This window comes from Polyangiaceae bacterium, assembly GCA_020633235.1.
GTDB lineage: Bacteria > Myxococcota_A > Polyangia > Polyangiales > Polyangiaceae > JACKEA01.
The window spans coordinates 451324-476629 of record JACKEA010000004.1 but is presented as its reverse complement, the minus strand read 5'-3'; the positions used below and the strand labels follow the sequence as shown (position 1 = coordinate 476629).

21 protein-coding genes are annotated in these 25306 nt (G+C 66.8%); 12 read left to right on the top strand and 9 right to left on the bottom strand.

What is annotated here, in order from left to right; translation table 11 throughout:
• Window positions 1-39: 39 nt before the first annotated feature.
• Both H6717_23540 and H6717_23535 read right to left on the bottom strand, forming a co-directional pair.
• On the bottom strand, window positions 40-1875 hold the full coding sequence (locus H6717_23540) for a hypothetical protein (protein MCB9580020.1): 1836 nt from the start codon (window positions 1873-1875) through the stop codon (window positions 40-42).
• A gap of 88 nt (window positions 1876-1963) precedes the next feature.
• Window positions 1964-2620, bottom strand: coding sequence for a DUF1449 family protein (locus H6717_23535; GenBank protein MCB9580019.1), 657 nt, complete (start codon window positions 2618-2620; stop codon window positions 1964-1966).
• A gap of 138 nt (window positions 2621-2758) precedes the next feature.
• Here H6717_23535 and H6717_23530 point away from each other — a divergent pair, with 138 nt between their 5' ends.
• Both H6717_23530 and H6717_23525 read left to right on the top strand, forming a co-directional pair.
• Entirely contained in the window at window positions 2759-4054 is a 1296-nt protein-coding gene (locus H6717_23530; GenBank protein MCB9580018.1) for a sigma-54-dependent Fis family transcriptional regulator, read from the top strand.
• A 65-nt stretch (window positions 4055-4119) separates the two neighbouring features.
• Window positions 4120-5100, top strand: coding sequence for a hypothetical protein (locus tag H6717_23525; protein ID MCB9580017.1), 981 nt, complete (start codon window positions 4120-4122; stop codon window positions 5098-5100).
• Window positions 5101-5170: 70 nt separating this feature from the next.
• Here H6717_23525 and H6717_23520 read toward each other — a convergent pair whose 3' ends face one another.
• Complete coding sequence (locus tag H6717_23520; protein MCB9580016.1) at window positions 5171-7294, bottom strand: PD40 domain-containing protein; 2124 nt, start codon at window positions 7292-7294, stop codon at window positions 5171-5173.
• A gap of 67 nt (window positions 7295-7361) precedes the next feature.
• Here H6717_23520 and H6717_23515 point away from each other — a divergent pair, with 67 nt between their 5' ends.
• Entirely contained in the window at window positions 7362-7784 is a 423-nt protein-coding gene (locus H6717_23515) for a hypothetical protein (protein ID MCB9580015.1), read from the top strand.
• 2 nt (window positions 7785-7786) lie between these two features.
• On the opposite strand, the gene H6717_23510 is transcribed toward H6717_23515, so the two are convergent.
• Genes H6717_23510 through H6717_23490 form a run of 5 tightly spaced genes read right to left on the bottom strand, consistent with a single transcriptional unit; the run spans window position 7787 to window position 13107 of the window.
• Window positions 7787-8476: a hypothetical protein gene (locus H6717_23510; protein ID MCB9580014.1), complete on the bottom strand. Its 690-nt coding sequence runs from the start codon at window positions 8474-8476 to the stop codon at window positions 7787-7789.
• Window positions 8473-9450 (bottom strand): inositol phosphorylceramide synthase, encoded by a 978-nt coding sequence (locus H6717_23505; GenBank protein ID MCB9580013.1) that lies wholly within the window; start codon window positions 9448-9450, stop codon window positions 8473-8475. The genes H6717_23510 and H6717_23505 overlap by 4 nt, the downstream gene beginning before the upstream one ends.
• Complete coding sequence (locus tag H6717_23500; GenBank protein ID MCB9580012.1) at window positions 9450-10814, bottom strand: aspartate aminotransferase family protein; 1365 nt, start codon at window positions 10812-10814, stop codon at window positions 9450-9452. The genes H6717_23505 and H6717_23500 overlap by 1 nt, the downstream gene beginning before the upstream one ends.
• Window positions 10811-12004, bottom strand: coding sequence for a GtrA family protein (locus H6717_23495; protein MCB9580011.1), 1194 nt, complete (start codon window positions 12002-12004; stop codon window positions 10811-10813). Before H6717_23495 ends, H6717_23500 begins: the two co-directional genes overlap by 4 nt.
• Window positions 12001-13107, bottom strand: a complete 1107-nt coding sequence (locus H6717_23490) for a Gfo/Idh/MocA family oxidoreductase (GenBank protein MCB9580010.1) — start codon at window positions 13105-13107, stop codon at window positions 12001-12003. The genes H6717_23495 and H6717_23490 overlap by 4 nt, the downstream gene beginning before the upstream one ends.
• Window positions 13108-13386: 279 nt before the next feature.
• Here H6717_23490 and H6717_23485 point away from each other — a divergent pair, with 279 nt between their 5' ends.
• From H6717_23485 to H6717_23445, 9 genes are read left to right on the top strand one after another with little or no spacing between them, the layout of a single operon-like run.
• Window positions 13387-14712, top strand: a complete 1326-nt coding sequence (locus tag H6717_23485) for a TolC family protein (protein MCB9580009.1) — start codon at window positions 13387-13389, stop codon at window positions 14710-14712.
• Window positions 14709-15758: an efflux RND transporter periplasmic adaptor subunit gene (locus H6717_23480; GenBank protein MCB9580008.1), complete on the top strand. Its 1050-nt coding sequence runs from the start codon at window positions 14709-14711 to the stop codon at window positions 15756-15758. Before H6717_23485 ends, H6717_23480 begins: the two co-directional genes overlap by 4 nt.
• On the top strand, window positions 15755-18787 hold the full coding sequence (locus tag H6717_23475; protein ID MCB9580007.1) for an efflux RND transporter permease subunit: 3033 nt from the start codon (window positions 15755-15757) through the stop codon (window positions 18785-18787). The genes H6717_23480 and H6717_23475 overlap by 4 nt, the downstream gene beginning before the upstream one ends.
• Before the next feature lie 38 nt (window positions 18788-18825).
• On the top strand, window positions 18826-19347 hold the full coding sequence (locus tag H6717_23470) for a hypothetical protein (GenBank protein ID MCB9580006.1): 522 nt from the start codon (window positions 18826-18828) through the stop codon (window positions 19345-19347).
• Window positions 19341-21548: a TonB family protein gene (locus tag H6717_23465; protein ID MCB9580005.1), complete on the top strand. Its 2208-nt coding sequence runs from the start codon at window positions 19341-19343 to the stop codon at window positions 21546-21548. The genes H6717_23470 and H6717_23465 overlap by 7 nt, the downstream gene beginning before the upstream one ends.
• On the top strand, window positions 21548-22426 hold the full coding sequence (locus tag H6717_23460; GenBank protein MCB9580004.1) for a hypothetical protein: 879 nt from the start codon (window positions 21548-21550) through the stop codon (window positions 22424-22426). The genes H6717_23465 and H6717_23460 overlap by 1 nt, the downstream gene beginning before the upstream one ends.
• 35 nt (window positions 22427-22461) lie before the next feature.
• Entirely contained in the window at window positions 22462-23376 is a 915-nt protein-coding gene (locus H6717_23455; GenBank protein MCB9580003.1) for a hypothetical protein, read from the top strand.
• Entirely contained in the window at window positions 23373-23969 is a 597-nt protein-coding gene (locus H6717_23450; GenBank protein MCB9580002.1) for an RNA polymerase sigma factor, read from the top strand. The genes H6717_23455 and H6717_23450 overlap by 4 nt, the downstream gene beginning before the upstream one ends.
• Window positions 23962-25038 (top strand): FecR domain-containing protein, encoded by a 1077-nt coding sequence (locus tag H6717_23445; GenBank protein MCB9580001.1) that lies wholly within the window; start codon window positions 23962-23964, stop codon window positions 25036-25038. The genes H6717_23450 and H6717_23445 overlap by 8 nt, the downstream gene beginning before the upstream one ends.
• 3 nt (window positions 25039-25041) lie before the next feature.
• Here the strand turns inward: H6717_23445 and H6717_23440 are convergent, their stop codons facing one another.
• Window positions 25042-25305, bottom strand: a complete 264-nt coding sequence (locus H6717_23440; GenBank protein MCB9580000.1) for a hypothetical protein — start codon at window positions 25303-25305, stop codon at window positions 25042-25044.
• Window position 25306: the final 1 nt, after the last annotated feature.

Here is a 25306-nt window from a genome sequence, read left to right as displayed (position 1 = left end):
AGCGGCCGGCGAGGGAACGCTCCCTCGCCGGCCTTCGGTTCACTCGCCCGCCAACAGCTCGGCTTCGTCGAGATCGATGGTCGGCTCGCGTGCACCCAGCTCCGGATCCGGCGCCGGATCCGCCGCGGGAGCCACCGGCGGGCCAGCGAGGCGGTCCCGCGCGGCGGAGGCAATGCCTTGCACGCTGTCCATCAGCCCCTGAGCGGCGCCCAGGGTCTTGTCGTCGGCCGTGTCGAAAAACCCACCCAGAGTCGTTGCGACACGCTGCCCGGCGAGGAGTGACGTCATCAGTTTTTCCACGTCCGCCGTGGTGCCGTACAGGTTCGCCTGCATCTTGGTGAACAGGCTGGCCTGGGCGTGGGCGGTTGCGATCCGCACCTCCTTCTCCGCTTCCACACGGAGCTTTGCAATTTCGAATTCCTGGGCGACCTTGCCGTGCTTCTCCCGAGCTTCCAGCTCGGCCTTCACGACGTTCGCGATGCGGTCCTTCTCCACGGCGAGCTCTGCCTTGCGCACGTCCACGGGGACCATGGCGCGAGCGCGCTCACCCGCCGCGCGAGCTTGCTCGGCTTCTGCTTCCGCCTGAGCCCTCTTGCGAATGGCTTCGGCTTCGGCATCCGCCGCGGCCTTCTGGGCATCGGCTTGCTTCTGGCGACTATAGGCGTCGGCGTCCGCCTTGCGCTGCTCCGACACGAACATCTGCTCGGCCAGAGCCTGAGCGTCGATGACTTGCTTCTCCTTCTGACGATTGGCCTCCTCGGTCACGCGCACCGTTTCCACCATCTGGCGGGCGCGCTCGCGCTCGGCTTCCGCCGTCGCCAGCTCCCGCTCAGCCGCCGCGCGGTCCTTCTCCGCCACGGCGATGCGCTGTTGCTTTTCACGCTCCGCCACCTCGATGGCCTGCTCCTGCAACCGCGTGGCGAGCTCGAGATCCTTGGTCTTGGCGATGCCGGCGAGCAGCACCTCGCGCTCCGCCACGATGCGCTTCTCCTGCGCCTCGCGAGCGGCGTCGGCCTCGATCTTTTGGATTTCGGCCTGTTGCCGGGCGTGGGCTTCGGCTTCTTGGCGCTCGAAATCGAGCACCTGACGCCGGGTTTGGACGTCCTGCTCCTTGCGGGCCTGCTCTCCGGCGCGCACCAGTCGGTTGCGCTCGGTGAGGTTCAGCTGAGTGATCTCCGCGATCTTCCGCCGACCCTGGGCGTCGAAGATGTTCTCCGCCTTCAGGTACTGCTCGTCCGTCTGGTCGAGCTTCGAGATGGTCACGGTCTCCAGCACCAGGCCGTTGGAGCGCAGGTCCTCCGCGACCAGCTTCATCACCTCGCCCAGGAACTCGTCTCGTTCCGAGTTGAGCTGCTCGAGGGTCTTGCTGGCCGCCGCGGTACGCAGCGCGCTCACGAGCTTGTCTTCCACCACTGCCTTCACCGCTTGGCGGTCCTGCATGCAGTCGCCCAGGGAGCGCGCTGCCTGCAAGATGCTGTCCCGGTCGGGTTGCACCCGCACGAAGAACTCTGCGCGGATGTCCGCCCGCAGCTTGTCCTGAGTGATCAGCGCATCCTGATTCTCACGCACGACTTCCAGCTTGAGGGTCTGGAGGCTGACGCGAATCAGCTCGTGGATCACGGGAACGATCAGCGCGCCACCGTCACGGATGACCTTCACACCGCCGGCGCCGGTTCGCACGAACGCTTCCGAGGCCTTGGTCTTCTGGTACAGCTTGGTGACGATCAACACGATCGCCGTCAGGACGAAGGTGAAGATGCCGCTGGCCGTCAGGATCACGTTGGTCAGCGGGTCCAGGGGGTGCCCCGCCGCGCTGGCCGCGAAGGGGCCTGCGAGGAGCAGGGTGGAAAGCACGCACAGCAGCACGATGGTCATCACACACCTCCCACGATCGGGCGTTTCGCGGCCTTTTCTTCGGTATTCGGGCGGATCCCGAGCAGCGATTGGTCCGCGGTAGTCAGCGTCAGACGGGGCTCTTCTCCACGGTGAACACGTGGCTCACGGGATCGAGCTCGGTCACCAGCACGGGCGCCCCCTTCTCGATGGAGCCTTCGTAGGTACGGCAGCGGATCTTCATCAGCGCCCCGCCGTCATCGGCCACGTGCGCCACACCGAAGCTCTCGCCGATGTCCAGCAAGGCGACTCCCGTGCAACCCACCAAGTCCAGCTCGTCACCGGCGTAGGTCTCGGTGGAGGGCAGCACGCGGGCCACCACCCGCGCCACCAGTCCGGTGAGGACCGTGGCGCCCACCACGGCGCCGCTCAGGGCCACGAGGCCGGCCGCGGTTCCGCCGAGCACCGGTGAGAGAATGGTGCTGGTGCACAGCCCGATGCCTCCGAACAGGAACAGCGCCGTCATCAGCAGCAAGGAGAGCGGCACCTTGCCGACGCCCAGGAGCGCCAGCACGGAGTGTCCACCATCGGCGTCGTGTTCCGCATCCGCGTCGGCGTCGGCATCTGCGTCGGCATCCGCGTCCGCATCCACGTCCGCGTCCGCATCCACGTCCGCATCGGCATCGGCACCGAAGTCCGACAGGCCCATCGCCGAGCCGAACATCAACACCACGGCCAAGGCGATGGGGATCAGAAACACCAAGTTGTTCCAGGCGAGCGGATTCACGGCGACCTCCTGGCGATCGCCAATGCGAAGGCCGTGCCGCGCGCTCTTCATCGAAGAAACGCCGACCGCACTGCCCGTTCATCATCTCGTGCTGCAATTTGCCTAGGCAATTCACAGCAGCTGCGAGATCATGTCGGCATGCCGCGGAACCACCTTTGGCGGGCGGCGGAGCTCGCCATCGAAAACCCGTTTCGCGGCGACGGCTGGGCTGCGGCTTGCCAGGAGCTCTTGGCGGAAGGCGTGGCCGCGCCCGTCGCGGACGCCCTGAAGCGTGGTGACCACGTCTTGGCCCAGCGGCTGGTGCTCGCCCTCGGCTTCGCCCAGTCTGCCGCGGGCATGGAGCCCCAGCAGCTGCTGGACGACCACGCCCTGCCGGCGCGGCTCGCCAAGCAGCTGCCGCGCTCCGGCTACGTCCGCATTGCCGCCGCCGCGGGCCGCTCCACCCGCGCCCTCGGTGCCCTGCGCGGTCGCTCCGCGGCCATGCGGCGGGTCCGGCGGGACACCTGGGCGGCGTGCTTCGGCGAGTCGCTCTATCACGCACTGGTGCTCGAGGCCGTGGTGCGCGACCACGACGTCTTGATCCTGGGAGAGACCGGCACCGGCAAGGAGACGGTGGCGGAGGCCATCGTCGCGGGCACCCCGGGCGACGCGAGCGGCAGCCCGTGCCCACGGGCAGCGCTGAACGCCGCCGCGGTCCCCGACACGCTGATCGAGAGCGAGCTCTTCGGCCACGTGCGCGGCGCTTTCACGGGCGCCCAAGGCTCGCGCGCCGGGCGCATCCGTTCCGCCGCGGACGGCTGCTTCTTTCTCGACGAGATCGGCGATCTCACCGATACCGCGCAGGCCAAGCTGCTGCGGGTGATGGAGACCGACGAGGTCACGCCCCTCGGAAGCGACAAGCCCGAGCGCGCCGACGTGCGCTACGTCGCGGCCACGCATCAAGATCTCGCTGCCATGGTCGACGCGGGCTCGTTCCGCCGCGACCTCTACCAGCGCCTCGCGGGCAACGTGATCCAGCTGCCACCGCTGCGACAGCGCCCGGAGGACATCGTCGACATCGGCTTGGCGTTCGTGGCCCGCTACGTCGCGGACGAAGGCCAAGCCCTCGGCCTCGATCACCTGCGCCCCTGGCTCGAGAGCGCCGAAGCCCGTGCCTATCCCTGGCCGGGGAACGTCCGGGAGCTGCAGAACGCCCTGCGCAACGTGATGCTCGGCCTCCCTCCCGCGCTGACGGCAGAGCCACGGTCCTCCCCCACCGCCGCCCCGCTGCCCCCGGCATTGGTGGATGGCAGCTGGCCCTTGGCCCAGGTCGAGCGCTGGTACATCGACCGCGTCGTGCAGCGGAGCGCCGGCAACCTCTCGGAAGCAGCCCGCTTTCTGGGTGTGGACCGCAGCACCCTCGCCCGCCGCTTGCGCCGGAAATCCGCGCCATGATGCCCAGCGCTTGACCACCTACAATGTAGGGCGTAGTGGGTGCGCGCCGTTCGGAGGTGCTCCCCATGCGTCGTCTCTTCCTGGCTCTCACCCTGTTGTCTCTGGCTGGCTGCGGTTCGGAGCCCAACGGAGGCAGGGCCCCCGTAGCCGCGAGCTGGTCCGGGGGCGGCGCCGAGCTCGAGTTCGACGGAAGTTGGGGCGAGACCGTAAGCGGCACCCTGGCCCAGAACGACAGCGCCGCCATCAGCTACGACATCACGCGCCTGCCTCAGTGTCGGGGCGAGCTCTCCGGCGGCCCGGCGTGGTCCATCACGGCCTTCTACCGTTTCAACGGTGGCGCCGTGGAGAGCACCCTCGTCGCCGGTCACTCGCCAACCGGCAGCGTGATCGAGCCCAGCATCCCGCTGACCGAAAGCGGAGATCTCGAAGTCTGGTTCCAGAACAGCAACGTCTGGGGCTGCAACGCTTACGACTCCAACTTCGGGCAGAACTACCACTTCAGCGTCGGCCTTCCTGCCAATGCGCCCGGCTGGATGGGCAACGCCGCCAGCGTGGTCTCGCGCTGGACCTGCAACGGTGGCCAGGCCTGCGACTGGGATCGCGTTCCGCTGGCGCAAGGCTTCACCTTCGACACCTGGGCGCGACAGCGCGCCACCATCGCCGAGCTCACCTTCGACGTATGGAAACAAGGCGTCACCGACTGGGACAATCCCGATCTGTGGCAGACCCTCGACGCCCGCGTGTACTACCGCTTCAGCGGCCAGCAGGACTTCGCCTGGCAGTACGTGAGCTTCGAAAAGCGGAACGGCAACGACGCGCGCTACGCCGTCCCGCTTCGGCCGTTCGATCCGTTGGGCAAGGGCACCGTTGTGGATCCGGCGAATTGCCCCGACGTGGCACTGACCGTGTCACCCGACGGCATGTACGTGGAGACCGACGTGGAGCTGTACTTCTCCGTGAACGGCGTGGAGCTCCGCCCCGCCGGCGGCGGCACTTTCAAGGGCCATTTCGCCGACTACCGCGGGCTCTACGACGTTTGTCTTTGAGAAAGGGTGTCGGTCCGCCGCGGAAGCACGCGGCGCGACGGGCATCGCGCCGGACCAACATCCCTTCGCATCAAGCAGGGCCCGGCGAGGCACAGAAGCCACCGATGCACTCGACGTTCGAGGGCGGCTTGCAGCAATCCGCAGCGGTGGTGCACTTCTCGCCGATCTTGGCGCACTCGTTCGTGGGCGGCGGCACGCAGGCGAAGGTACCGTTGCCCTGATCGCGACAGAACCCGGTGCAACACTCGTAGCCGTCGTCGCACGAAGTGCCCTCTTGCTTGCAGGGCTCGAGCGCCCAGTAGCCGCTCATGTTGACGGTGTCGATGTCCTGCCCGGGTAGCCAGAAGGCGGGGTGGCTCGGGTCCTTGCCCGGCGTGGGGTTCACGTCCACGGCGGCGACCCACAGCTGCTTGCGGTTCTCGGTGGTGGCATCCGTAGTGGAGAGCATGCGGTTGCCGTAGTCACGGGGGCTCACGAACACGACCCAGACGTAGCCACCCACGGAGATGGGATTGACCGTCGGTTGATAGCTACGTTGTTGATTGCGCGGAGCGAGGGTGGAACCGCTGGCGGCGGAGAGCTTGAGCTCGCCGACCTGCTTGGCCACGTCCGTCACGTACAGCTCGTCGTGACCGGTCATGTTGCCACCGGCGCCGTACTTGGCGCGGCTGTAGTCGCCCTTCTGATAGAAGATCCACTTCGAATCCGGGGAAAAACTCGGGAACGCGATGGCTTGCCCGCCGCCCGGGACGATGGTCTGGCGGTTCTGGAAGGTCTGCGTGGCGGCGTCGAAATCGAACACGTCGAGATCCGCCTTGTTGAACTCCACGGGGTAGCTGCCCACCACGTTGCTGGAGAAGGCCATGCGCTTGCCGTCGGGGGAAAACGCGGGATCCGCAACGGCCGAGGTGGCGTCCAGCGCGGACGCGATGGGCGCGCCGGTCTTCGCGTCCGTCAGGTGCATCGTCATGTTCAGATCGTTGTGCACGACGTACGCGCCGTCCGGCGTGATGGCGAGGTAGATGGTCGTGGAATCGTACGCCGTGATCTGGGTGACGCTGGGCGTGCTCTGGGTCAGATCCACCGTGCCCCAGGGGCTCGCAGTGGATCCCTTCTTCTCGAACACGGTGGCTATCGTGGAGCCGTCCTTGCTCACCGTGTGACAGGCCACGCAGCGCTTGTTGTTGCCGCCGCTCTCCCACGGCGGCGTGGTGTTGTTGTAGTTGGCGGGCGCCGGGGTGCCGAGCTGATCCGCGGGACCGGGATCGAACACGGGCACGGGACTGCCGGCTCCCGGGGCGATCTTCATCAGCGTACCGGTGTTTACGGCCCAATAGTAGATGCTGCCGCGCAGACTGCCGGGGGCGATGCTCCAGGTCTCGGCCATCGGTTGATGCGCGACGCCGCCGCCATCGAGGCGCTGCACCTTGACGGACACCGGGCTACCGTCGCTGCTCTCCGTAAGCGCTTCCCACCACTTCTTGTCCATCAGGTAGCGGCTGGGCGGGTCCGCGTTCACGTAGCTGGTGAGCGTGACGTTCTTGTCGACGATCTCGATCTTGTAGGCGTCCCCCGCAGCGCCGTCGCTCCACATCAGCTCCGGCGGCAAGATGCCGCGGGCGAACACCGTCTCGTCGTAGGGGTAGAGGAACGTGCCGCTGGGGTTGGCGTCCGGCGTCTTGAACTTGTCCTGATCGGCCTGCGAGAGGTTCGCGGAGTTGTCATCGAAGTGCAGGTTGATGGTTGCCCCGGCGGTGGCGCTCTGAGAGCCCACGGTCGCAGTGACGGTGCCGGTGCCGCCCTTGGTGCCGTGCGCGGATAGGCTGCCGGAGCCGGAGACAATACCGAGATCGACGCGATCGAAGGACCAGTCCGCTTGCACCGGCGCCGTGGTGCCGCCGGCGTAGTGGGCGATGGCCTTGAGCGCTACCGGCGTGGAGCTGCCGTTCGTCACGTCGATGGTGACGCTCGCGGGCTCTATGGTGAGCGACTCGACCTGCGGCGTGGACGAGTCGATGATCGGCCCCGCGTCCCCCGCGCTGCCGCCGCTGCCGCTGTCGCTGCCAGCGCCGCCTCCGGTTCCGGAGCTGGCGCCGCTGCCCCCCGCAACGCCGCCTTCGTCCCCGCCGCAGGCATGAGCAAACACGAGAACCACAGCAGAAGCGAGGACCAGAGCACGAGACTTGGAGCGCATACCAAGATGCTATGCGCCGGCGGAACTACTGTCTTTTCATTTCGCCGTCGCCTGACATCATGCGGGCGTGAACGTCGTCTGGGGATGGCTGTTGGGTCTGGCGCTGCTTTCGGGTTGCGCGGCGGCGCCGGATCGCGCCACGGGGGCGGCATCGCCAACGCCCGTGATTCAACCCCCGCCTCCCGCTGCCAAGCCCACCGTTACGATCGTGGAAAGCTCCGTGATGCTGGTGGACTGCCCCGCCAAGCTGCAGCCGAAACAGGCCAAGGAGACGATCACGGGCCTGGTGGAAGGCTGTAGCAGCGTGCCCGGAGGACGCGCGCGCTTCGTGGCGGTGCTGGAGCCCGACGGCGCCGTGACCATCACCGCGCCGGACGGCAGCACTCAGGGCACGATTCCGATCTGCGTGCTGTCTCACAAGCTCAAGCACAAGCTCGCGATCAAGAAGCCCTGCAAGGTGGACGTGCAGATCGAAGAAACGGCCGAATAGCGTCAGTCCGGCGCGTCTGCCTGCGCGGCCTTCACGAAGATCTGCTCCAAGACGTCGACCTCGTCGAGCTGAGCATTGGCCTTCTGCACCAGCAACGCAGCGTCTTGAGCGTCCGCTGCCGAGCGCTCGGCGGTGATGGAGTCGTCGAAGGTTTGGGCGTCCTTCTCGCTGCCGGTGGAAGCGACCGTGCCTCGGAAGGGAGCCCACACCGCATCGACGCGATCGATGTCCTGGCTGGCTCTAGCGAGATCCGGCTGCATTCCGTCCAAGGCGACCTCACGCCCGAGGTAGTCGAGCTCGTTCAACGTCGCTGGCACCGTCGGCTTGTACACCGCATAGAGGCGTGCGATGGGATCGCTCACGGCATTCGCGGTGCGTGCGAGCTCCACGTCGGAGCTCGGGTTCGCCACGGCGTCCGTCAGGCCGGACACGGCCGAATCCATGGCCTGCAAGTCCACATCCTGCGCCCCGTCCGAAGCCGCCTGCGCCCTGAAACCCGCCCAGGATTCGGAGATCGCCGTGGCATCCGTGCTGACCGTGCCAACGTCGCTCGCCACCGCCGCATCGTAGGCGTCCTCGGCGGCAGCCTCGATCTTCGCGAGTGCATCGGGAACGGTTCGGATCTCCGGCTTCGGCTCGGACGCACAACCTGCACACAGCAGTAGCAGTAGTCCCGTGTAGCAACTTCTCATTTCGATTCGCTGGCGCTTTCTCCCCACTCGGCTCCATGAGTGCCCGAGAGTCGAGATTCCTTCGCGAGATTGGTCGCATGCCAGCGCTGAACGCTGCGCACCACCAGAACGGCAATGAGGCAGTACGCGACGCCGACGAGTGCGTCGATGATCCAGTGGTGGTCGAGGTAGATCGCCGCAAAGGCCATCAAGACGGAGTACGCGACGGTGGTTACGCGAAGCGGCCGACTCACGTGGCGCCACGTTTCCAGAGCAATGAGCAGTGGGTATGCGACGTGCAGCGAAGGAATCGCGCCGAACACGTCGCTCGAGCGCCCGTACATCGCGGCAAAGTAGTGAACGCCCAGGAACTGGTCCACACGAGCGAGGTTCGGCCCTTCGCTCGGGCGCGCCAGCATGTCCACCGTACACCCGTGCGCGTGGTAGTACCAAGGCGGCGCGGCCGGATACAGATGATAGGTCAGGAAGCCCATCACGTTCATCAGGAAGAACGTCCACATGAAGCGCTGCATGGCCGCGAAATCTCGGAAGTACAGGTACACGGCGGCGGCGAGCGACGCGAAGATGAACGTGCCGTAGGGAATGGAGCACAGCACGTCCAGAGGCAGCGTCGCGTGGGCCTGCAGCCAATCGTGCACGGTCGTGCGCGAACCGTCCATGGTGATCCCGAACCATCGGATCTCGGTGGCGCGCAGACCACACAGATGTACCCGCTCGGGCGTCACACCGACGTTCTGGATGCTCTTCATGGCATCGTAGAGCACCGCCACCAACCCGATGGGATAGAGGCCGATGCACAGCCGCTTCGTGGTGCGGTTGGTGTATGCGAGCGCAGCTACCAGGACGACGATGGCGATGTGGTCCCAGCGAAGCACGCCGCGCACATACGCCACGACGGCCGCCACCACGAAGATGAGTGGCGGCAGCAGCGTATGGCGCGGCCACAGCCCGCGCATGTGCCGCCAAAGGCGCATCAGTCTCGCCAGAATCCCTTGTCCAGCGTCCAGTCGAACACCTCGCGCAGCACCGCGATGCCGTTGTCGGCAGTCTTGGTGTCGATGTTGATGGCCGGTTGGATACGGAATCTCGATGCGTACACCATGCTCAAGAGTCCGCGACGCACGCACTCCTGGAACATGCGCGTCGTCGTGGCTCGCGCCAGTGGTTCCTTCGTGCGTTTGTCGCGCACGAGATCCATCCCCAAAAAGAGCCCGCGACCACGCACTTGGCCCACGAACGGGTAGCGTTCGACGAACTCGGAGAGCTCTCGCAGCATGTGCTCTCCCACCATTCGCGAATTCTCCACCAGGCGTTCCTCCTCGATGGCAGTGATTGCGGCAACGCCGGCAGCAGCGCCCAGAGGATTCCCGCCGTAGCTGGAGGATGATCCGGACGGCACGGACCATGGTTTGGCGATGCTGATGGCGTCGCTGGTGAGGATCCCCGACAGCGGAAAGCCGCCCCCGAAGGCCTTGCCCACGGTGACGATGTCCGGAGCGACACCGGAATGCTCGACGCCCCAAAAGCGCCCTGTGCGACCAAACCCCGTGATCATCTCGTCCGCAATCAACAGCGCGTCGTGCTCGCGGGCCAGCTCGAGCACCGCTGGAAGGAAGTCCTCCGGCGGCACCACATTGCCCGCCGTTCCCTGCATGGGTTCCACGATGAACGCCGCGACCGAACCGGTCGAGCTCACGGCCAGCTGCTTGCGACCTTGTTCCACGCAGGCGAGCCCACAACTCGGATGCTGGAGGGAGAGCGGGCAGCGGTAGCAGTCGGCGTAGGGCACTATGTGGCTGCCCGGGACCATGGGCCCGAGCTGCCGCTTGAACGACGAGCCCATCAAGGAGAGCGCCCCCATCGTCTTGCCGTGAAACCCGCCCGAGAACGAGACGAGCTCGTGCTTCTTGGTGTGAGACTTGGCCAGCCGCAGCGCGCTCTCGACGGCTTCGGCGCCACTCGAATAGAGCTGAAGTCGGTGTAGACCGCTCGGGGTTCGCCGGGCCACGAGCTCGCCGAGCTCTACCCTCGCGCGCGAAGTGAGTGAGCCCACGGACACTCGAGCGACCTGCTCCTGGATCGCGTTCACCACGCGAGGATGAGCGTGACCCAGCGCGTTGACCCCAATGCCGCCGATGAAGTCGAGAAACGTGTTTCCGTCCACGTCCGTGATCGCGCTGCCCCGGGCGTGGTCGACGACCACGCCGGCCATCGTTGCGTAGGCCTGAAGCCCCGGCGCGAAGTGCGCGTCTTCTCTGGCTCTCAGCTGCTTGCTCTTGGGTCCCGGGACTTCCGTTCTCAGATGGATGTGTTGGTCCGCCGGATGGGATGGCGTCATGTGGTTTGTTCCTTGGCCTCGCCGAAGACGAAGCTCCGGTGCAGCGGGAAGTTCCAGCCGATGCTGACGCACACGGCCACTGCTATGCGCCCGAGCAGGTACTGGACCCCGAGGGCGCGAACGACGACGTATTCACCCAGCGTGTTCCAGCCCGCGCTCGCCAGTGAGACCAACGCGTAGCGCAGTGCCTGCCTGGGAAGAGCACCCGACTCTGCAGAGAAAACCCAGCGCCGGCCCATGAAGAAGTTGGTCAGCCCTCCGACGACCGCTCCAACGGCCGTTGCCAGCTCCGGGGGGACAGAGAGGAGCTCCACGAGCGCGACCATGGTCCCGAAATCGATGCACGTCGCGACGATGGCTGCGACTTGGTGTCGACCCAGCAGTCGGAGCGAAAGCCCGTTGGTAGCGACGACCTTCTTCGAGTCCCGTTCGCTCTCCGATTCGCTCCGGGCCACCGCGCGTACCCTGAGCACCGTCGACACATTGGAGATGATGCCGACCAGTCCGAGGGAAATGAACAGGGGAAGGTCGCCGATCCAGACCGAGGCGCCAGCTCGCGCGGCAAGCCAATGAGCGATTGGAACCGCACTGACGCCCACCGTCATGTACACGGCGCGCTCGGCGCGTCGCATGAGGCCACGCGGGGCGTCCACGCCCAGCCTCTCGGCCTCGGCCGTGGTGTGGCTGACCATGAACGAGCCGAGCAGGGCGAGCAGCGTCAAGCTCGAGCCGATGCGGGTATAGGCAAGGTAGTAGTAGATCCCCGCGAACAAGAAGAACTCGACCAGGCGATCGACGACGGCATCCAGGAGCTCGCCCGCGTTGCTGGCCGTGCCGGATGCGCGGGCCACCATTCCGTCCAGGGCGTCGCCGAGAAACGACAGGGCCGCGAGAACCCCCGCCAAGCCGAGGTGGCCGAGCGCGATCGCGACGCCAGCGGCCGCTCCCAGCACCAGCGACAGGCCGGTGATGGCGTTCGCACCCACGCCCAGACGAACGCAAGCGCCTGCGAAGGGCTGCAATGCGAAGTAGCCCACTTCCTGAACGTCGCGTCCGAGCAACCAACTGGAGCCTCCGCGCTCGATGCGCGCGGAGCGCAAGCGTCCCGCGAAAACAGCCCGCCCGAGGTACGCAAGCGCCGCAGTCCCCGCCACACCGAACAGGCCAATCGAAATGGCCAGATCGTTCATCCCTGCTCCAGCGCGAGCATTGGACCAACGGTGACGGCCTGCGGCCGTGCTTGCCCCAAGGGGACGTCGATCGAGTTGCGCGCGGCGGAGGCGTAGGCCGCCTCGATCAACTCGATGCTGCGAACGGCATCCGTCGTTTCCTTGCTGACGTACTCGTTCCGCTCAATGGTGAGCGCAAACTGCTCGAGCAGAGAGGAGAACCACGACACGTGGCTGGCATCCATCCAGGAAGAGGAAACGCTCTGCCGCACCGTCTCCCATTCGATTCCGCCGCCGGCCTGTTGGTGAGAGAGGGTGATCTGGACGTCGTCGTCTTCCACCACGATCGCACCACGAGGTCCGTGAAGGGTGTAGATCACACGGCGTACGCCTGCGGTCCATGTCAGGTGGGCGTTGACCAAGGCGTGCGGGAACGTGATCGTGCAGCTGAGGTTGTCTTCCGTGTCACGCCCGGATAGCGCCGAGGTCTTGGCCGTGATGGACGTGGGATACGCTCCCAACCAATCGAAGGCGAGATAGAACGTGTGCGGTCCGTGGTCCATGCCGATGCCGCCCCCTGCAATGGCCCGCTCACGCCGCCAATCCGGCCGCCATTCCGCCGTGCCACGCGCGTGCGTGTTGCGAAACGTCTGCATCGTGACCAGTTGAACTTCGCCGATCACCCCGCTTGCCAGCGCAGAATCCACCGCGCGAACCACCGGAGCATGCTTGTAGTTGTGGCAGGGAAGCAGCACGCGCCCCACGCGAGACGCGTGCGCCGCCATTCGTGCTGCGTCCGCAAAGGACGTCGCCAAGGGTTTCTCGCAGAGCACGTGGAGACCACGTTCGAGCGCAGCGATGGACACTTCGGCGTGAGAGCTCGGCGGAGTCGAGACATCGACGAAGTCGAGCTCCACTTCACGTGACAGAAGCGTCGCGTGATCCGCGTAGATGCGCGCGTCAGGGAAGTCCTGCGCCGCCTTGTCGCGCCGTGCCGGGCAACCATCGGCGATGGCAACGATCTCGAGCCCTAGCCCGGCCCTTTCCGTCGCACGATAGGCGGGCGCATGTCCCTTCTCCGCGATGAATCCGTAGCCAACGATGGCTCCACGTAGATTGCGCATTGCAACTCCCCAAAGGCGCGTCACGCGCGAGCTGCTGCCCACGCACGGCGGCCTTGTGCAAGTCCGTCAGTACCGAAGGCGAGCGTGGGCAGGCTCATTTTAGAGACCCACCGCAATCAGCAACGGCACGACGCCTCGAAGCAAGTTCATCAGGGTTGATTGCGGTCGGGACGTGAGTGCCCGCCGAATGGAATTCCTTCGCGTCGCTCGGACACAAGACGGCCCGCGACCAATGTTGGCGAATTGCAGGGAGCGCCGCTGCTGGTTAGGCTTCCGCCGTTGCCGCGCGACGCCACCATCCTGCTGCTCGTCTTGTGCACCGGTTGTGCTTCCTATCGACCTGAGCCGCTGCCCACGACGCCCAGCGCTACGACGCGTCCGCCGCGTGTGGCTCCGCTGCGTGTCTCGCTCGATGGCGCCACACGAGGCGAGCTTCGCGTGGACCTGGCCGATGGGCTCGGGCCGGACGAGGCAGCCGTGATCGCGGTGCTGCGCAACCCCGACCTGATCGCGCTGCGGAGCTCACGGGGAGAAGCGCAGGCTCAAGTCGTGGCGGCGGGCATCCTGCCGAACCCCGTGCTCTCCGGCTCCTTCGACCATCCCTTTGGCGTCAACTCTGCCGGCGCTTCCAACGCCTGGTCCGTCTCGCTGGAAATGGCGCTGAAGCCCTTCGTCGCGCGTGGCGCCAAGCGCAGCGCGGCCAAGGCCGGCGTGACCCAGATCGATCTCGGCATCGCGTGGCAGGAGTGGGTCGTCGCGGGCCAAGCTCGTCTGCTCGTCGTCCGGTTGGGTTGGCTCCGGCGCCGCTTGAAGCTTGCGCGCGAGGAGCTCGACTTCCAGACGCACGCTGCCGATAGCATGAAGAAGGCGAGCGTTGCCGGCGACCAGACCATCGACCAGGTGGGTGTGCAGGTCGCCGCCGTGGAGAACGTGCGCCGCACCGTCAACGAGCTCGAGCAGACCGAGCTCACGAGCGAGAGTGACCTGATTGCTCTGCTCGGAGAGCCCAATCTCGAGCGCATCCAGGTGGAGACACCGCAGGATCCGAAGCTGGCAGGCGGCTCTTTTCCGAGCGTCAGCGAGTGCTTGACCCGGCGCATCGACATCCGCGCGCTGCGCTACGGGTATCGATCCCAGGACGAGGCGACGCGCGCCGCCGTTCTCGACCAGTTTCCTGCCGTCAATGTTGGTATCAGCTATCAGCGAGACGAAACGCCCCTGAGCTTCGTGGGTGCCTTCGTGAGCGTGGAGCTGCCCGTGTTCGACCGAAATCAGGCTCAGGTCGCGTCGGCGGAGGCCACACGCACTCGCTTGATGCGAGAGTACGACGCGAGAGTGATCGCCACCCGGGTGGACATCGACCGACTCTCGCGGTTCTCCACTCTCATCGCGAAGCAACTGCCCGCGGTGCGAGCAGCGATTCCGTCTCTGGAAGCCATCGAGAGCAAGGAGCAAGCGGCCGTCGCGGAAGGGAACTTGAGTCAGCTCGAGTATCAAACGGTGCGCGCGGCGCTGCTCGAGCAGAAGCTCCAAGAGGCAGCGCTATCCCAGGCGCTGGCGGAAGCTCGCATCACGGCCACCAACAGCTGCGGGGGTACCGGGTGAAACGCGCGATCTTGGTCCTGGTTGGCCTCGGCCTCTCGGCGTGCCACGCAGAGGGGGACGGCAACCCCACCCGCCGCGAGGTGAGCGCTGCGGTCTCCGCTGCCAAGATCGAGCGCGGGAGAGTCGAGCGCGCGATCGTCAGCTACGGCACCGTGGAGTTTGCTGCCGATCGCCAGCGAACGCTGTCTTTCGTGAAACCCGGTCAGGTGACCCGGGTTCCGGTGGTCGCGGGCCAGGTCGTGGCCAAGGGTGACTTGCTGCTCCAGGTGGGCGGCGTGCCCCGAGGCGCCCCGGAGGTGCAGCAAGCGACGATAGACGTGGACTTCGCCGAACGCGAGTTGAGGCGCGTCCAGCACTTGGTGGACGAGAAGCTCTCCACCAATCGAGATCTCGAGGCCGCCCAGAAGCAAGTGGCTGCGGCCAAGGCGACGCTGCGCGGCTTGGGGGGTGGAGGCGCTGGAGGCGCACGCATGCGCGCCGAGAGCGACGGAGTCGTCGCCAGGGTGTTGGTGCAGCGCGGGGACTTGGTGCAAGCAGGACAGGCCGGCGTCGTGCTCGCAGCGCGCGACTCGATGTCCGTACGCGCGGGGTTCGAGGTGGAGGACTTGGCGGACCTACACGAAGGCCTGCCGGTGCGTTTGACCCCGGTATTCGGCAACCCCAACGACAAGCCGGCGCAGGCGACGCTATCCACGCTGCATCGCGTGGTCGATGCCAAGACGCAACTGGTCGAAGGCTTGATCCACATACCGGAAGCGCAGCGCTGGCTGGCAGCAGGTGTGGCGGTTCGGGCGACGGTCGTGCTCGCGGCTCGTGAGAACGCTCTCTGGGCCCCGCGCGAGGCGCTGTTGGAACGCGACGGCAAGCACGGCGTATTCGTCATCGACCAGGGCCACGCGCACTTCACGCCGCTCTCCCTCGGCATCGAGGACGAGGATCGCGTGGAAGTCCAGAAGGGGCTGACCGTGGGCAGCACCGTCGTGACCACGGGGCGGAGCAGCTTGAGCAACGGCATGGCGGTTCGCGTCACCAACGGCCCACGATGAGCTTTGCCGCCTGGCTCGATCGGCACCGGCGCTCGCTGGTGTTCTTGTTCTTGGTGCTCGCCGGCGGAGGGATCGGCGCGTACTTCATGCTCCCGGTCGGGCTGTTCCCACGGGCCACGTTCCCTCGGGTGGTGGTTTCCGTCGACGCGGGGGATCGCCCTGCCGACCGTATGGTGGTGGAGGTCACGCGGCCGCTGGAGGAGGCCATCCGCTCCGTCCAGGACGTGCGTGACATTCGCTCCACTTCCAGTCGAGGGTCCTGCGACATCGCCGTCAATTTCGATTGGGGCACCGACATGATCTCCCGCACGCTGATGGTGGAGTCCGCCATCGCCCGCGTGCTCCCCTCGTTACCGCCCGGCACGTCATACGAGGTGCGGCGCATGGACCCCACCGTGTTTCCGGTCATCGGGCTCAGTCTTCGCTCCGACAAGCGCTCATTGGTCGAGCTGCGAGACCGCGCCCTCTACGACCTCAGGCCGCGACTTTCGACGATCCGCGGCGTGGCGAACATCGGCGTGATCGGCGGCCGCACGGAAGAGATCCAGGTGCTCGTCGATCCCGCCAAGCTCGACGCCTCCGGGGTCACTCTCGAGGAAGTCGTACGCGCGGTTTCTGCAGCGAACGTAGTGGAAGCGATTGGCCGCCTGGAGCAAAACGAGAAGCTCTACCTGCTGCTCTCCAACACGCAGTTTCCGGATCTTTCCGCGCTGGGCAAGGTCGTCGTACAGAAGAGCGAAAGCGGCGTGGTGTTGCTCGACGACGTGGCGAGCATCCAGGATGCCGAAGCCCCACAGTGGACCCGAGTGGTGGCCGACGGCAGCGATGCCGTGTTGCTCAACGTCTACCAACAGATGGACGGAAACACCGTCCAAATACAACGCGACATCGACCGCGCGCTGGCCGATTATCAAAGCAGCGCACCGGACGATCTGGTCATCAGCACCTGGTACGACCAGAGCCAGCTCGTGACCCAAGCCATGGGTTCGCTGCGCGACGCTGCGTTGATCGGCGTGGCACTGGCCATCGGTGTGCTGTGGCTGTTTCTGCGAAGCTTTCGCGTGACCGTCGCCGCGACCACCTGCGCTCCGGTGGTGTTGGCCATCACCCTGCTGGTGCTGTACGCCAGCGGACAGCGCCTCGACATCATGACCCTGGGCGGGATGGCCGCCGCGGTGGGTCTGATCCTGGACGACAGCATCGTGATGGTGGAGCACGCCATCCGGAGATTGCGCGAAACCGGCAAACCAACCTCCGTGCTCGCAGCGGCGCGAGAGATGACGGCATCCCTCACCGGCTCGTCGCTGGCGACCATCGTCGTGTTCATCCCCCTCGCGTTTCTGGGCGGCGTCACGGGCGCATTCTTCAAGGCGCTGGCGCTCACCATGGTGAGCGCTCTGGTCATCTCCTATCTGTTCGCGCTGTTCGCGGTGCCCGCGCTGTCCCGCTGGCTGTTGGGCGAGCGCGACGCACGGAGGGAAGACGTCGGAAGGATCTTCGGACCAGTCCTGGCGCGGTACGAGGGTCTCCTCCGGGCGTTGCTTCTGCGACCGGTGTGGCTGCTGGCCCTGGTGGTCCCGCTCGTTGCGTTGGCGGTCTTCGCATATCGCCAGGTAGGCACCGGGTTCATGCCAGCGATGGACGAGGGGGGCTTCGTCATCGACTATCGAGCACCCTCCGGCACCTCCCTCGCCGAGACCGATCGCCGCCTGCGGCAGGTGGAGAAGCTCCTCTCCGCAACGCCGGAGGTGGAGTCCTACTCGCGTCGTACCGGGCTGCAGCTGGGTGGTGCGATCACGGAAGCAAACGAGGGCGACTACTTCGTGCGCCTCAAACCATTGCCTCGCCGTCCCATCGAGGAGGTCATGGATGACGTACGCCAGCGCATCGAGCAGCAGGTTCCAGGACTGGAGGTCGAGCTACCTCAACTGATGGAGGACTTGATCGGAGATCTCACGGCCGTCCCCCAACCCATCGAGGTGAAGCTCTTCGGTGCGGACAGCGACGAGCTTGGCAAGCAAGCGGAGAACGTAGCGGAGCGCATCGGGAAGATCGACGGCGTGGTCGACGTGAAGAGCGGCGTGGTGCTCGCGGGAGACGCAGTGGAGGTTCGCGTCGATCGACTGAAGGCCGAGATGCTCGGCCTGGATCCTGACGAGGTCACCCGCTTGGCACGCGTCGCGCTCGATGGAACGATCACTACGGAAGTGCAGCGCCAGGAGAAGATGGTCGGCATCCGTGTCTGGAGCCAGCCCGCAGCGCGAGACCGGATCGAACGGATACGGCAGCTCCCACTGCTCACCGCCGCGGGCACCCGCGTGCGGCTCGGGCGCGTCGCCACGCTGACCACGACCACGGGGCAGCCACAGATCACGCGCGAGAACCTCAAGACGATGGTGGCGGTCACCGCACGCATCTCCGGTAGGGACATGGGCTCCGTGATGCGTGACGTGAAGCGTGCGGTCGGCGCGGCGGAACTGCCCGGCAACGTGTACGTCGACTACGGCGGTCTCTACAAGATTCAGCAGGAGTCCTTCCGCGGTCTTGTCGTGGTGCTGTTGGCGGCGGCGCTGCTCGTCTTCGCGCTGCTCTTGTATCTGTACGAGCGCTTCGCGGCTCCGCTAGCGATCCTGACCGTTGCGGCGCTGGCGGCGAGCGCAGTGTTTCCAGCGCTGTGGCTGACCGGTATCGAGCTCAACATCACCAGCATGGTGGGCCTCACCATGATCGTCGGCATCTCCGCGGAAGCGTCCATCTTCTACATGAGTCAGCTCTTGGAGTCCGAACAGGGCGAGAGCCGGTTCGAGGCGTTGGTCGAAGCAGGGCGCCTCCGGTTTCGTCCCATCGCCATGACCGCCCTGGCCGCCATCCTGGCCCTGTTGCCGCTGGCCCTCGGCGTGGGCCAGGGCTCCGCGATGCTCATGCCGTTGGCCGTCGCCATCATCGCCGGCCTGGTATTGACGGTTCCCGCCGTGCTCTTGGTGCTACCCGTGCTTTTCGGGCTCATGTCACGGGCTCGACGCGGCTGATCTGCGAAGGATTCGCGCTGGGCGGGCACTACCTGCTGATGCGAACGAGCAGGATCGTCTTGGGAGCAGGTTTGGCGCTCATCGGCTGCGGTAGCAGCTCGAAGGACAACGGCGCCGCCGGGGGAACGGCGGGCGCCGCCGCAACCAGCGGGGCGGGAGGCGCCGCCGGCTCGGGCGGCAACACCGTCGACTGCACGGCGGGGCCTTGTCAATGCGACACCAGCCCGACCTGTACCCTCGACTGCGGCACCAGTGGCTGTTCCCAAGCCGAGTGCTTGGGCGGCGCCTGCCAAGCGGACTGTACCGGGGGCAACTGCAACCTCGATTGCAGCGACGGCGCGCAGTGCAACTTCGACTGCCCAGGCGGCAGCTGCAACTTCGACTGCGACATCGACGCGACCTGCGCCCACACCTGCTCGGGCGGCGGTTGTAGCCTGCTGTGCGACGGTAACTCGAAGTGCTCACTCGACTGTACCGGCGCAGCGACCGCCTGTGACATCACATGCGAGAAAGGCGCCTCCGCCACCTGCACCGGAAACTGCACGTCGGGCAGTTGTTGAAGCTCCCCAAGCTCCGCGTTGCCGCCTGTGTGCTGACGTGGGCGGGGCTCGCCTCCGCACAGACGGTCGAGCGGCCACGCCCGACGGCGCCGACGCACGTCGATTACCCGGATGCCGGCCAGGGCGACGCAACCGTGGAGCTCGAGCTCACGTTGGACGATCGCGGCACCGTGACCGCGGTCAAGGTCGTGAGCGGCGCCGAACCGTTCGCGTCCACCGCACGGGCAGCCGCCAGAACCTGGCGTTTCTCGCCCGCCAAGAAAGATGGCCAAGCCGTCTCGGCCATCATCCCCTTCCAGGTGCGGTTCAAGGCCCCGGTAGTAGTGCAGACGCCGGAGGAAGAGCCGCCCGCGGTCGTCGCCCCACGGGCGCCCACTCCCGAAGCGAAGCCCCTCGAAGTCGTGGTGCGCGGCAAGCGCCTCGCGCCAGAGGTGAAGTCCTTCTCCCGCGCAGAAGTGCGTCAGCTGCCCGGTACCTTCGGCGATCCATTTCGTGCGATAGAGGCGCTGCCGGGAGTGACCCCCATCGCCTCCGGCGTGCCGTTCTTCTACGTTCGCGGCGCGCCGCCGGGCAACGTGGGCTACTACCTGGACGGCGTCCGAGTTCCCTACCTCTATCACATTGGCCTTGGGCCCTCGGTAGTGCAGCCCGGCATGGTGGAACGGGTCGACCTCTACCCCGGTGGCTATCCCGCGCGCTTCGGGCGCTTCGCGGGCGGCATCGTGAGCGGGGAGACGACGGCGCCGCGCAGCGACCTGCACGGCGAGGGGAACCTGCGCGTGTTCGACGTCGGCGGCTTCGTGGAGGGCGGGTTTGCAAACGGTCGCGGAACCGTGCTGCTCGGCGGACGCTACTCCTACACCGCGGCGATTCTCTCCTTGATCGCGGGAGACGTGGCCCTCGACTACCGCGACTACCAGGCCCGGTTGAGCTACGACCTGACGCCGCGCGATCACGTGAGCGTGTTCAGCTTCGGCTCTTACGACCTCCTGGGCGAGCGCAAGAACGAAGTGCTCGATGTCCTCTTCGGTTCGGAGTTCTACCGAGCAGACTTGCGCTACGATCACGACTTCGGCACCGACAGCACGGTGCGCTACGCGGTCACCCTGGGCTTCGATCAAACGCGCATCGCCCAGCAGCGCAACGGCCTCGACAGGATGGTCGCCTCACGCGTGGAGGTGCGCCATCGGGTGGACGAAGATCTCACCGTGCGCGGCGGCGCCGACGTCACTCTGGACGTGTTCGGCAGCACCGAGCTCGCCTACGACGACCCGGTGGATCCGGAGGTGAAGCGCCGCAACGACTTGTTTCCGGAGCGACGCGACCTGGCCTTGGGCGGCTGGCTCGACGCCATCGTGCAAGTCACGCCGGACATCGAGGTGACGCCAGGCCTGCGGCTCGACCTCTACTCTTCCGGAGGCGCCGCTCGCGTCGGCGTGGATCCGCGTATTGCGGCGCGCTTTCGTGTCACGGACGACTTCCGCATCGTTCACGCCTACGGCATTGCCCATCAGCCGCCGTCGTTCATCATTCCAGTGCCGGGGTTGGTTCCCGGCACGCTCGACCAAGGTCTGCAGACGAGCTTCCAGACCAGCGCCGGCGTCGAGGTGGACTTGCCCGAGGAGACCATGCTGAGCGCCACCGCGTTCCACAACGCGTTCTTCGACATGACCGACACCCTCAGCGGCTCTTCGGGGGAGATCGATCTCACGGAAAAGGACCGCAGCATGGGCTCGGCCACGGGGCTCGAGCTGATGATCCGCCGTTCGCTCACCAAGAAGCTCGGCGGCTTCCTGTCGTACACCCTCTCGCGGTCCATTCGAAGCTCCGGACGCGAGCAATTCCCCAGCGCGTTCGATCGAACCCACGTCGCCAACGCGGCCGTGGCGTACGACCTGGGCAAACGCTGGCGTGCAGGCACGCGGCTGGTGTTCTACACCGGCACGCCCAAGACATCGCCGCAAAATGGCCTGATCGTCGCGCCGCGGCCCCGACACCCGGAGCGGAGCCCTGCGTTCTATCGCCTGGACCTGCGCCTCGAGAAACGCTGGCGGCTGGGCGAGCGTGCGTGGATCAGCGGCGTGCTCGAAGTGCTGAACGCCACGCTGCACAAGGAGACGTTCGCTTCCTACAGCGGCGGTGCCGATCAGGAGATCGGTCCCGTCACGATCCCCAGCTTGGGCGTGGAGGCAGGGTTCTGATGTTCCGCAGGTTGCTGTTCGTGCTCGCTCTCTCGTCCTCGGCCTGTCTGCCAAAGGACACGCGCCCTCCCCCCGGGGAGCTGCACGTCGTGGCCACCGCGGATGACGCGCTGACCAGCGGGGTCGACACGGCCGACGGCTGGCACGTCACGTTCGATCGCTTCTTGGTGTCCTTGGGCCATGCGTCGGTCGAGGGCGACGCCTGCATCGGCTACTCGGACCCGACCTACAACCGCGTGTTGGACATGGCGCGCGGTGGCCCGCAGGACGTGAACCTGGTGTTCGCCTATGGGCAGTGCGACTTCGACTTCGAGCTGTCGAGCCCCTGGGAGGACTCCGTTCTGGGCGCAGGCGTCACGGCGGCGGACCGCACCGCCATGCGCACCCCCGGCAGCGACCCGTACGTAACGGATGCGGGCATCAGCATCGCCGTAGAGGGGCGTGCTCGGCGCGATCAAGTCGAGAAGACCTTTGCCTGGAGCTACCGGCGCCGTATCGACTACTCCACCTGCCAGGTGACCATCGATGGCAAGAAGGTGGTCGGCGTGAGCGTCGCTCGCGAGCAAACCACCACCGTGGACCTGGACGTGAACGGTGCGGTCTTGTTCGCGGACCACCTCGCCGCGGACGAAGCGAGCTTTCGCTTCGATGCCTTCGCCGCGGGAGACACGAATGACGATGGAATCGTCACGCTGGACGAGCTTGCAGGCGTGGCGCTGGCGAGCGTCGGTACCGCTGGCGCCTACAGTGACGCCAAGCCACAGTGGGCCACCCTGGCGGACTACCTCTACGATGGCCTGTTCGCCAAGGTCGTCCGCTACCGCGGGAACGGAACATGCGAGACGGAAATCTTCGCCAACGATCGCACTCCGCACTGAAGGGATCTCGTGTCGCGGGCACTCACTGGGCACTCGTGCTCTCCCTCACCACCAGTGTCGCGTTGGCCGAACCCTGCCCCGCCGCAGTGCGCGTGATCGGAACGGATGCCGTGGCCGAGCAGGTTCGGGAGCTGCTCCGCGAGCGCAAGCTCCCCGCCCCCGCGAGCGGCTGCGAGGCGGCGCGCGTGCGGGTTTCCGGACAGGCCGGGGACGTCTCCGTGGAGTTGGAGGACGCCTACGGACGCAAGACCACTCGCCGCGTCACCTCGGTGCTCACCGCGGCCACCTTCGTCGAGAGCTGGGTGCGCACGGACGTAACGGATTCGCTCTTCGAGGTAGCGCCCGCGGATCCCAAACCGCCCCTCGAGCCCCCGCGAGACACGCCGCCCGCGGCCGAGCCGCGCCCCGCACCTTCGCCGCCCAGTCTCGCCGGACGGAGCTCGGCCCTGGTGGAGTCCAGCGTCGCCTTCGACGGCTCGCTGTGGCTGGGCGGCACCTTCACGGGCTGCGTGATGCTGGGGCCCGTGTGCACCGGCGGTATCCTTCGCGTGATGGGCGACACGCGCAACGCCGGCGAGGGCGAGCGCCTGAACAGCAAACGCCTGGGCGCGGAGGTGCTGGTCAGCGCGTCGCTCCCCATCTCCCTTTCCAGCGTCACCCTGGCACCGGGCGTGGCGCTCGGTCTCGGCTGGAACCGCATTACGAGTCGATATCCGCCCGCATCTGCCAAGGAAGATCCTGTGGACGTCGACAGCGGCAGCCCGCGCACCGAGGCTTTCCTCACCGCTTCGCTCCACCTGGATCAGGGACTCGCGCTCGACGGCGTGGTGTTTGCGGGCTGGACTCCTCTGGCGCACACCGCGCCCTTCTCTGACGACGGCGTCGACCTATCCGGAGAGCCGCGGGGCCGCGTCGGCCTCGGGCTCGGATTGAGCTACGGTACACCGTGAAGCCCGGCAAGCTCATCCCGCTCCGCCGCGTGGAGGGCGCCCCCGCCGAGATGTCGGACGAGGCGCTGCTGGCGGCTGGTTCCGTGGGAGATCCGGCCGCGCTGGGTGCGCTCTTCGATCGACATCACAAGAGCGTGTATCGCTACCTCTCGCGACTCACCCGTATGCGCAGTCACGAGCTCGACGACTTGGTGCAGATCACGTTTCAGCAGGTGATCCAGAGTGCTGGGAGCTATCGCCGGGGCGGCACGGTCCGCACTTGGATCCTCGGCATTGCCACCAATGTCTCTCGCCACCACGTGAGGAGCGAGGTGCGGCGCCGAGCAGCGATGCGCGCCGTGGTCGATTCCCCAGTGCGGTCTCCGGCCACGCCGCTGGAAGAGCTCGATCGCCGCCGCAGCCTGGAACGCTTGGCCGATGCCCTGGTCGCGCTGCCGGTGGAGCAGCGCGAGGCCTTCCTGCTGTGCGACGTCGAGCAATCCCGGGGGGTAGAGGCCGCGCAGGCCCTCGGCGTTCCGGAAGGAACGCTCTACCGCCGCCTGCACGAGGCTCGCAAAGCGCTGCGTCGTGCCATCGGAGGCGACGATGGCTGATCGCGATCTCGCCGATTTGGGGCGTGAGCTCCCCTGGGACGAACCCGACGCCGAACGCGTGGAGCAAGTGCGCACCGCGCTGCTCACCAAGGCGCCCAAGCCGCAGGAGCCACGACCACCCCGCCGTCGGTACCATTGGCTGCTCTTGGCGGCGGCCGTCGTGTGCGGCATCGCGCTGTTCTGGCCGCGTACGGACGCCGTACCCCCGCGAAACGTCGCCACGCTGCACCCCGGCGCCGGCGCCCGCTTCACGCGCGTGGGCACGCCTGGGGACGACATCGTTCGGCTCACGGATGGAGAGCTGACGGTAGAGGTGCTGCACCTCGAGTTGGGTGAGCGTTTCCGCGTGATCACCGGAGACGCAGAGGTGGAAGTGCGCGGCACTGCGTTCGACGTGCGCGTCGAGCACGACGCATTGCGCTCCGTGCGCGTGCTCCATGGCCGCGTGGAAGTGCGGCACGCCGGTCACCCTGCCGTGATCTTGGCAGCCGGAGAATCTTGGCGATCCGCCGCGGAAACACCGCGAACGGATGTCGCGCCGCCCGCTGCCAGCGTCGCGCCCCCGACGGCGCGGCCCGCCGCAGCAACGCCGTCCGCAGTGTCCGTCGCGCGGCGTTACCGCGGCGAGCCAACAATCAAAGGCCAAGAGGCGGCACCGGCACCGGTACCCGCAGTGGAACCCACCCCGCAGGCCTCGAGTGCGCAGAAGGGCGACGAAGCAGCGTTCCGGGAGGGCTACGACGCGCTTCGCACGGGAGACAACGGACGGGCGGAGCAGGCCTTCGCGAAGGCGTCACGCTCGGGCACGTTGGCGGAAGACGCGACCTATTGGCGTGCGGTCAGCCTCATGCGCGGAGGACATCGAGACGCGGCAACACGAGCGTTTCAGGAGTTCTTGGTGCGGTTCCCCGAATCTCCGCGTCGCGGCGAAGCCTCCGCCATGCTGGGCAAGCTGCTGCTCGCAGCAGGGGACTCCGACGCCGCGCGCAAGCACTTCCAAGCCGCGACCGAAGACTCACGTCCGGACGTGCGGAAGGCCGCCGAAGACGCACTGAAGAAGCTGCCCTGAGCGTCAGCGCCGGCGGTGCTTGCGGCGGGGAGGACGGGAGGTCTCGGGTTCCAGAGGGATGGCCTCTTCCAAGAACGGGCCGCCGAGCTCTTCGCTGACGAGCTCGTTCATCACTTCTTCGGCTTGCTCTTCCCCGGAGGTGGCGGACTCCAGGAAAGTTTCCGCCAATCCCTCGGCCAGGGCGTCTCGGCTGTGCGCTGCACCGCCTTCGGGATCGCGAATGAAGGCGTGCCCACCGTCTTTGCGGTGTTTGACAGGAGGCTTCATG

Excerpts from the sequence above, each read along its gene's own strand:
- H6717_23540 (MCB9580020.1), bottom strand. The coding sequence starts at position 1,875 with ATGACCATCGTGCTGCTGTGCGTGCTTTCCACCCTGCTCCTCGCAGGC.
- H6717_23530 (MCB9580018.1), top strand. The coding sequence starts at position 2,759 with ATGCCGCGGAACCACCTTTGGCGGGCGGCGGAGCTCGCCATCGAAAAC.
- H6717_23525 (MCB9580017.1), top strand. The coding sequence starts at position 4,120 with ATGCGTCGTCTCTTCCTGGCTCTCACCCTGTTGTCTCTGGCTGGCTGC.
- H6717_23520 (MCB9580016.1), bottom strand. The coding sequence starts at position 7,294 with ATGCGCTCCAAGTCTCGTGCTCTGGTCCTCGCTTCTGCTGTGGTTCTC.
- H6717_23510 (MCB9580014.1), bottom strand. The coding sequence starts at position 8,476 with ATGAGAAGTTGCTACACGGGACTACTGCTACTGCTGTGTGCAGGTTGT.
- H6717_23505 (MCB9580013.1), bottom strand. The coding sequence starts at position 9,450 with ATGCGCCTTTGGCGGCACATGCGCGGGCTGTGGCCGCGCCATACGCTG.
- H6717_23500 (MCB9580012.1), bottom strand. The coding sequence starts at position 10,814 with ATGACGCCATCCCATCCGGCGGACCAACACATCCATCTGAGAACGGAA.
- H6717_23495 (MCB9580011.1), bottom strand. The coding sequence starts at position 12,004 with ATGAACGATCTGGCCATTTCGATTGGCCTGTTCGGTGTGGCGGGGACT.
- H6717_23490 (MCB9580010.1), bottom strand. The coding sequence starts at position 13,107 with ATGCGCAATCTACGTGGAGCCATCGTTGGCTACGGATTCATCGCGGAG.
- H6717_23475 (MCB9580007.1), top strand. The coding sequence starts at position 15,755 with ATGAGCTTTGCCGCCTGGCTCGATCGGCACCGGCGCTCGCTGGTGTTC.
- H6717_23470 (MCB9580006.1), top strand. The coding sequence starts at position 18,826 with ATGCGAACGAGCAGGATCGTCTTGGGAGCAGGTTTGGCGCTCATCGGC.
- H6717_23460 (MCB9580004.1), top strand. The coding sequence starts at position 21,548 with ATGTTCCGCAGGTTGCTGTTCGTGCTCGCTCTCTCGTCCTCGGCCTGT.
- H6717_23445 (MCB9580001.1), top strand. The coding sequence starts at position 23,962 with ATGGCTGATCGCGATCTCGCCGATTTGGGGCGTGAGCTCCCCTGGGAC.
- H6717_23440 (MCB9580000.1), bottom strand. The coding sequence starts at position 25,305 with ATGAAGCCTCCTGTCAAACACCGCAAAGACGGTGGGCACGCCTTCATT.